Origin of the sequence: Methanosarcina sp. MSH10X1 (assembly GCF_004099695.1) — an archaeon.
In the GTDB taxonomy this organism is placed as follows: domain Archaea; phylum Halobacteriota; class Methanosarcinia; order Methanosarcinales; family Methanosarcinaceae; genus Methanosarcina.
Genome location: NZ_SCHL01000001.1, coordinates 403,327 through 411,085, shown reverse-complemented (window position 1 = coordinate 411,085; position 7,759 = coordinate 403,327). Strand labels below are relative to the sequence as shown.

Here is a 7,759-nt window from a genome sequence, read left to right as displayed (position 1 = left end):
ACTGGAGCTTTGGTGACGGATCTAATTCTACAGAGCAGGATCCAGTGCATACTTACTCTACAGCAGGCAACTATACAGTTAACCTGACAGTAAGCAATGCAAACGGTACAAGTTCAAAGTTAGCTACAATAAATGTAATTCCTCCGGAACCGCCTGTAGCTAATTTCAGCAGTGTTACTCAGAGTTACTCAGTCCAGTTCACGGATCTTTCAACGCATGCAACAGCATGGTACTGGGACTTTGGAGATGGGACTAACTCAACACAGCAGAATCCATCACACACTTATCTGTCTAATGGAACCTACACTGTCAGTCTGAAAGCCTCCAATCCATATGGTAACAGCACTGCCACAAGAAACATCACCATACCAAATACGCCATATCCAACATCTGAGCACACTCAAGTTCTCACACTTTCATCTAATCCGGGAATCGGATACCAGATTCCAATTAATGTAACGTGGCAGAACAGTGCAACTTTTCCGATGAATACCAGTTTTGCAGACCTCAGGTTTGATGATGGCATCAATAAGCTGCATTATTGGATTGTCCCGGATTCAGTAAATGCTGGCTCAAATTGCACGGTTTATGTAAAATTGGCATCTAATTCAACGACTTTATATGAACACTGGGGCAATACAACCGCAACATCTGAAAGTGATATTGCAGGCACAATGGAAATTGGTGATGAGTTCAGTGGACCAACATTGAATACAAGTATATGGACAGGTACTGCTACATTATCTGGCGGTATAGCAAATATCACATCTCCAAACAATATATCATCGATAACCATTTTTGGTAAAGGAAACGAAACAATTGCCAGAACTAAAATGAATTTAGTAGAAAGAGAATCGGCTGGCGCTGTAGGACTATTTGATCTGAATGGTGTTAACGGTGTGTGTCTCAATGCGCATGCTGGAGTTCCGCATTTCCAGCTGTTTACAATGTTAAATAGCATCTGGCATGGTGTGGACACTCCGACTTTGTTAGACGGAAACTGGCACGATGTTCGGCTGTATTATAATGATACATCGTCGATGGTATTTGATTCATCCACAATATCAACATCAATCAACGTTCCAAATATGGCGTTACCATTATCAATAATATCTTCTTCAGCCGGTAGTGTAGATATTGATTATCTTGCTGTTCGAAAATACAGTGGTACTGACCCAACAATTACATTCGGAGCAATTGACCCAGATAAACCAAGTGTTCCAGTTGCCAGGTTTAACGCAAATCGAACAAGTGGGATCGTCCCGCTGACAGTTCAGTTTACTGACCAAAGCACTGGATATCCAACTTCACGGTACTGGAGCTTTGGTGACGGATCTAATTCTACAGAGCAGGATCCAGTGCATACTTACTCTACAGCAGGCAACTATACAGTTAACCTGACAGTAAGCAATGCAAATGGAACGGATTCTAAAGCTGCTGAGATAATTGTTTCTGAACTATCTTTACTTCCAAAAGCGAATTTCACAAGTAATGTAACTAGTGGTTATGCTCCTTTAACAATTCAGTTTACAGATCTTTCGGAAAATACAACTTCATGGAACTGGAATTTTGGAGATGGAAATACTTCAGATCTGCAAAATCCAGCACATACATATTCTTCAGCAGGAACTTACACAGTCAACTTGACTGTAACCAGTCAAGGCGGTACAAGTTCAAAAACAAGTTCAATCGATGTCCTGGAACAATCAACACAACCTGAAGGATATAAATTTGTAACCAGGTGGGGCTCTTATGGTACTGGTGACGGACAATTTAATCTTCCAGGGGATATTACTGTTGATACTTCAGGTGACGTTTATGCTATTGATTACCTGAATAATCGTATTCAGAAATTTGACAGTAATGGCAACTTCATTACCGAATGGGGCTCTGAGGGCAGCGAAGATGGACAATTTAATTCTCCTGGCGGTGTTGCTGTAGATTCTCTAGGCAATATTTATGTTGCTGATTCTGCCAATAATCGTATTCAAAAATTTGACAGCAACGGAAATTTCATTACCAAATGGGGTTCCAAAGGTACCGGTGACGGACAATTTGATTATCCAGAAGGTGTTACTGTAGACTCTTCGGGAAATGTTTATGTTTCAGATTTTAACAATCATCGTATTCAGAAGTTTACTATTCAAACTGTCAATGCCCCGATCAAACCCATAGCGAATTTCACTACCAATGTCACATCAGGATATGCACCACTTAATGTGCAGTTTACTGACCTGTCGGAGAATGCAACAGAATGGAACTGGGACTTTGACAGTGACGGAGTCGCTGATTCTAATGAGACTAATCCAGTTTACGTGTTCGATAACCCAGGAAACTACACCGTTAATCTGACTGCAAGCAATGGTAATGGTTCAAATGTAACGTCAATGAACATTATTGTAAAAAGTGTAATTCAATGGGAATTTTCTTCTCAAGAAGCTGTCCGCGGGGATATCCTGAATGTAAACGGTAGTGCCTCTCCTGGAGAAAAAGTCCATGCGCTTGTAACTTTTGATAAAACCATTCCTGTCTCAAATGGAAAGTTTGAGTACATCCTTGAGAATGTAACAATTCCTGAGGGTCTTGACAACCTCTTTACAGTTGAAGCGAGTGGAGTCAACAACCTCAATGTCAGGGTAAAAATGGTTATCTGGGTAACAAAGAGTTCAGTAGCTTCAGGAGGTAATGCAACTGTATCTCAATCAAATGTCCCTGCAGGAACCTATACAATAAAGATCGATGGTAATGCTACAGAAGGTATTTCAGATGTTAATCTGAAGATTAAGGCTTCTCAAGGTTTAAAAGCTGACTCAAATGGAAACTTCACTTTCTCCTATAACACAGAGGCAGTTCCTGCTGGGAACTTTGAGGTAAAAATAGGAGATATCACGAAAGAAATAACCCTTAGAGAACCAGTTCTTCCTGTTGCAAACTTCACTGTAAATATGACAGAAGGCGTTGCTCCCCTTTCGGTCCAGTTTATCGATCTGTCAGAAAATGCAACTGAATATTACTGGGACTTTGGAGACGGAAACAACTCTACAGAAGCAAGTCCGTTCCATGAGTTCACTACTCCGGGAATCTATACAGTTAATCTCATAGCAACCAATGCAAATGGAGCAGATTCAAAGTTAGCTACAATCAATGTTACTGAAAAACCAGTTCCTGCTATATTGCCTGGTTGTACCAATCCACCAGCAGATCACGACTACGATGGTCTCTTTGAGGATCTCAATGGAAACGGGATAGTGGATTTCGACGATGTTACAGTATGCTACAAGAACATGAATTGGATAAAAGAAAATGATCTTGTTGCTTTCTTTGATTATAACAGAAACAGCTTAATCGACTTTGATGATGTTATAACGCTTTATAAAACGTTTGAGGGGGTTGAAATCTAAATAAACTATACACAATTCAGTCCTTCTAGTTTTTGGACTGGGAATATCATGTACATCGGAGGAAGTCGTCGCTTCATTTGACCCTTAAACAGTTTAGATGGAGATGACCTCTTCTAAGAATGTACAATCAACTCCCTGAAATTTACTCCTGTAATCACTGGACTAACCCTACTGATATCAACTATGGAATAACTCGGAGTGAGACTCAATTAAATACTAATGCTTCTGTTCCTGAAACTTTTTCCTATACTCCAGCATCAGACACTGTAGTGAGAGTAGGCTCACAAACTGTACTTGAGGATTGACGCGACGCTAGAAAATAATAAGTTTAAATTTTTTTAATATTAGTTTATGAAACCATTTTTACTCGGTTGCTGAACTAACTCCCCTGCTATCAATGGATTTTCAAACGTTTCTGTAGAAATACTTTTATTCTGTTGCTGAACTAACTCCCCTGCCCTCAATAGACTCTCAAAAGTTCCAGCGTCACTCCAATAGCCCTTAAGCATACCGTACTCCATATTCCCATTCTGTATATAGTAATTATTCACGTCCGTTATCTCAAGCTCCCCTCTTCCAGAGGGCTTAAGGTTCTTAATTACATCAAACACATGAGAGTCATAAATATAAAGCCCCGTAACTGCGAAATTAGATCTTGGCTTTTTTGGTTTTTCTTCAATACCTATTACTTTCTTACCTTTCAGCTCTGCTACTCCAAACCTGTAAGCATCAGTAACTTCTTTTATGAAAATTTTTGCACCAGTATTGAAATTTCTGATATCGTCTCTTATATTGTCTTGGAAGATATTATCTCCAAGGATAACAGTTATGCAGTCTCCATCAACAAAATCTTTTGCTAGATAGAGTGCCTGGGCAATGCCTCCTGCTTTTTCCTGAATCTCATAGGTAAGATGCACACCATGATCTACTCCTGAACCTAAAAGTTCAAGAAAATGTCCTGCATGTCCTCTTCCAGATACTATCATTATATCTTTTATTCCGGCGTTAATTAGAGTTGCCATTGGATAGTAAATCATTGGTTTGTCATAAACTGGCAAAAGGTGTTTGTTGGTCACTTTGGTTAGAGGATACAGTCTACTGCCTGTACCGCCTGCAAGTATGACGCCTTTCATGCATTTCTCTCCTTCAGATACTCTTTAAGTGCCTCATTCCAGTGCCTCATGGGTTCAGTTTTAGTATTTACAAGAACTGAGTACTTAGGACGTTTTGCTTTCCTTGGAAATTCTTCACTAGTACAAGGAACCGTATTATCAATAATAGAAGAAGCAAATTCGTACCAGGAACAGATTCCATCGTTTGTAATGTGATATATTCCGGGGTTGAGTTCAATTATCTCTTTTATTTTAGTAGCAAGGTCTAATGCATAAGTGGGTTTGCCGAACTGATCGTTGACCACCTTTACTGTATCTATTTCTCTGGATAACCTTAGCACGGTTTCAACGAAATTTTTCCCATGGACTCCAAAAAGCCAAGAGATTCTCACAATCATGTAATCGTGCATTTTCTCAATGATTTCTTTTTCACCGAGTAGTTTTGAATGGCCATATACGTTAATAGGATCTGGAACATCAGTCTCTAGATATTCTTTTTTGGAACCGTCAAAAACATAATCTGTACTGAAATGAACAAATTTTGCACTAACTTTGGCACAACCTTCTGCAATGTACCCAGGTCCGTATCCATTGGTCTGAAACGCAAGTTCCTTATTATCTTCGCAGCCATCAACGTCGGTGTAAGCAGCTGCATTTATTACAATATCCGGTTTTATTTCCAGAATAGATTCAATAACCTGCTCTCTATTTTTTATGTCGAGGTCTCGATGCGTTAGCTTCACAGCATCTGGAAACACTTTACAGAGGTCTGAGCCAAGCATTCCGCTGGTGCCGATGATCAGCGTTTTAATGGTTCCCACCACCATCTGTTTCCTACGTACCATCTGACTGTTTGCTCAAGGGCAGTACCAAAATCGTACTGAGGCTTCCAGCCCATTTTTTCCAGTTTGCTGCCATCAAGTGAATATCTGAAATCGTGGCCTTTTCTATCTTCCACATACTCAATTAAAGATTCTTCTTTGCCAAGCATTTTAAGAATGTGGTAAGTAATTTCGAGGTTTGTAAGTTCGTTTCCGCCATCTATATTGTATATTTCTCCCCTTTTCCCTCTGTGGAGGACAAAGTCTACGGCAGAGCAGTGATCTTTTACATAAATCCAGTCACGGATATTCAGGCCAGTGCCATAGACAGGTACCTTTTCCCCTTCCATCAATCTGCTAATGAAAAATGGAATTAGCTTTTCAGGGTACTGATAAGGTCCGAAGTTATTTGTGCATCGAGTTATGCAGACAGGTAATCCGTAGGTTGTATAGTAGGACATTGCAAGAAGATCAGAACTTGCTTTGCTTGAAGAGTAAGGGCTTGAGGGATTCAGATTGCCCTTTTCAGTAAAAGAACCTTCCTTAATACTTCCATATACTTCATCGGTTGAGATATGAATGAACTTTTTAATGTTATGTGCAAGCGCACTTTGCAGAAGGGTATTTGTCCCGAGTACATTTGTCCGGACAAAAACCGAGCCATCTTCAATTGAACGGTCAACGTGGCTTTCGGCTGCGAAATGAATAACCTGATCCGTTTTTTTCATTACTTTATTGACAATATCGGGGTCGCAGATATCCCCTTTGACAAAAGAATAGTTCGGATTGTTTTCAATGTCTTTGAGGTTGGCCGGGTTTCCTGCATAAGTTAACTTGTCGAAGTTTATAATTTGATAATCTGGATACTTTTCCAGCATATAACGGATGAAATTGCTGCCGATGAATCCACAGCCGCCAGTTATCAACAGTTTCAATTTAGTCACCTTTTCGTCACATGACCGAATTTATATATCCAGTTGAAATATTTATATAATCAAAATTCATTCTGGCGTTTTTTAACTCTGGCAAGAGCCGGTCCCTCTCTGAGATTTTCATGTCTTTTTCAGGTACTTTCCAGTCAATTCCAATGGAGGCGTCATTGTAGATTATGCCAGTTTCTGCTTCAGGGTGATAGTATTCATCGCATTTGTAAGCAAAAACAGCAGTTTCACTCAGGACAGAAAAACCATGAGCAAAGCCTTTTGGGATTAATAATTGTCTGTTGTTTTCGCCGGAGAGTTCTACGCCTTCCCACTTCCCAAATGTTGGTGAGTTTTTCCGCAGGTCTAACGCAACATCGTATACCCTGCCTTTAAAAACCCTAACAAGTTTTGCCTGGCTGTAAGGGGCTAACTGATAGTGCAGCCCTCTAATCACTCCATATAAAGATCTGGATTCATTGTCTTGAACGAAGTTGTATTCTTTTCCGATTAACGCTTCCAATTTTCCTTTGTTGTAGCTTTCAAAAAAATAGCCTCGGTCATCAGTAAATATTTCTGGTTCAAGAATTAAGAGGTCTTTGATTTTAGTTCTAATAATTTTCATTGAACCTCCCAAAGTCATTGTTTTATTTATTTCATTGTCAGTTCTGCAGCGTCCCCAGATAGGCTCTAAACACTACTTTTGCAGTCCAGACTTGCTTCTGTAGTGTAATAGTTCTCATTGTATTCGCATCGTAGATACTATAGAGTCAAATTCAAGAATCCTCGTCGTCGGATGAAAATCAATCCAGCTTGTTTCGGAATTTACCTAGATCCATTTTCAGAGACGTAATATAATATAATTTAACATACATATACATATAAAAAATAATATGAATATTTAATAATTATCTATAGTAATTATAGAAAATTCCGATTATTTATTCCTAAATAATGTTTCCTTAGACTTCACAGACAGTGTACCAAATTGATATAAATCACAGATTTCTATAAGTCACTGGATATAAATTCGCTATAATTTTACTGATATCGATTCAAATGCTCGTAAATTTATTTATTTTGCGAATGGTAGAGATTAATTAAGGCATATACTCTGTGAATTATATTGTTTCGTATGTATTAAAATACAATGATATTGTTATTTATTTATAAGTGGGGCTAAATATGGGGATAAGCGGCCGATGGAGGGTATTATTTTATTCCCAATAATGTGGTTAATTTTATCATGAAAATAGGGGAATTTTTAAAATTAGATCTACCCAAAAATTTCAATGCCCCGTTAAATCAAGGAGAATAATTTGACTAATATGAGAATAAAGATACGATTTTCATTCTTTTCATCGATTAACAAATTTTATGCACGACTTCGAGTACCACGTGTAGTGATTATCCAGCGAAATTCCTACACGCTTAGAACCTAACCGAATCCGTATGAAATTTCATTCAATAAATCTATATTTACGAATTGATTGGACTGGATCCTA

At 38.7% G+C, this 7,759-nt stretch carries 6 protein-coding genes; 2 read left to right on the top strand and 4 right to left on the bottom strand.

Annotated elements, in window-relative coordinates; all coding sequences use genetic code 11:
* The first annotated feature begins 44 nt into the window (after positions 1–44).
* A complete protein-coding gene (locus tag EQO05_RS16175) occupies positions 45–3,401 on the top strand; it encodes a DUF2341 domain-containing protein (RefSeq protein ID WP_370273511.1) in 3,357 nt (1,118 codons plus the stop codon).
* Positions 3,402–3,520: 119 nt separating this feature from the next.
* Positions 3,521–3,706, top strand: a complete 186-nt coding sequence (locus tag EQO05_RS01650; protein WP_128503096.1) for a hypothetical protein — start codon at positions 3,521–3,523, stop codon at positions 3,704–3,706.
* Between the two features lie 39 nt (positions 3,707–3,745).
* On the opposite strand, the gene EQO05_RS01645 is transcribed toward EQO05_RS01650, so the two are convergent.
* The 4 genes from EQO05_RS01645 to rfbC are packed head-to-tail and all read right to left on the bottom strand — an operon-like array spanning position 3,746 to position 6,879.
* On the bottom strand, positions 3,746–4,534 hold the full coding sequence (locus EQO05_RS01645) for a sugar phosphate nucleotidyltransferase (protein ID WP_128503094.1): 789 nt from the start codon (positions 4,532–4,534) through the stop codon (positions 3,746–3,748).
* Complete coding sequence (gene rfbD, locus EQO05_RS01640; RefSeq protein WP_128503092.1) at positions 4,531–5,340, bottom strand: dTDP-4-dehydrorhamnose reductase; 810 nt, start codon at positions 5,338–5,340, stop codon at positions 4,531–4,533. Before rfbD ends, EQO05_RS01645 begins: the two co-directional genes overlap by 4 nt.
* Positions 5,313–6,269, bottom strand: coding sequence for a dTDP-glucose 4,6-dehydratase (gene rfbB, locus EQO05_RS01635; RefSeq protein ID WP_128503181.1), 957 nt, complete (start codon positions 6,267–6,269; stop codon positions 5,313–5,315). Before rfbB ends, rfbD begins: the two co-directional genes overlap by 28 nt.
* 16 nt (positions 6,270–6,285) lie before the next feature.
* Positions 6,286–6,879, bottom strand: a complete 594-nt coding sequence (rfbC, locus tag EQO05_RS01630) for a dTDP-4-dehydrorhamnose 3,5-epimerase (RefSeq protein WP_128503182.1) — start codon at positions 6,877–6,879, stop codon at positions 6,286–6,288.
* Positions 6,880–7,759: the final 880 nt, after the last annotated feature.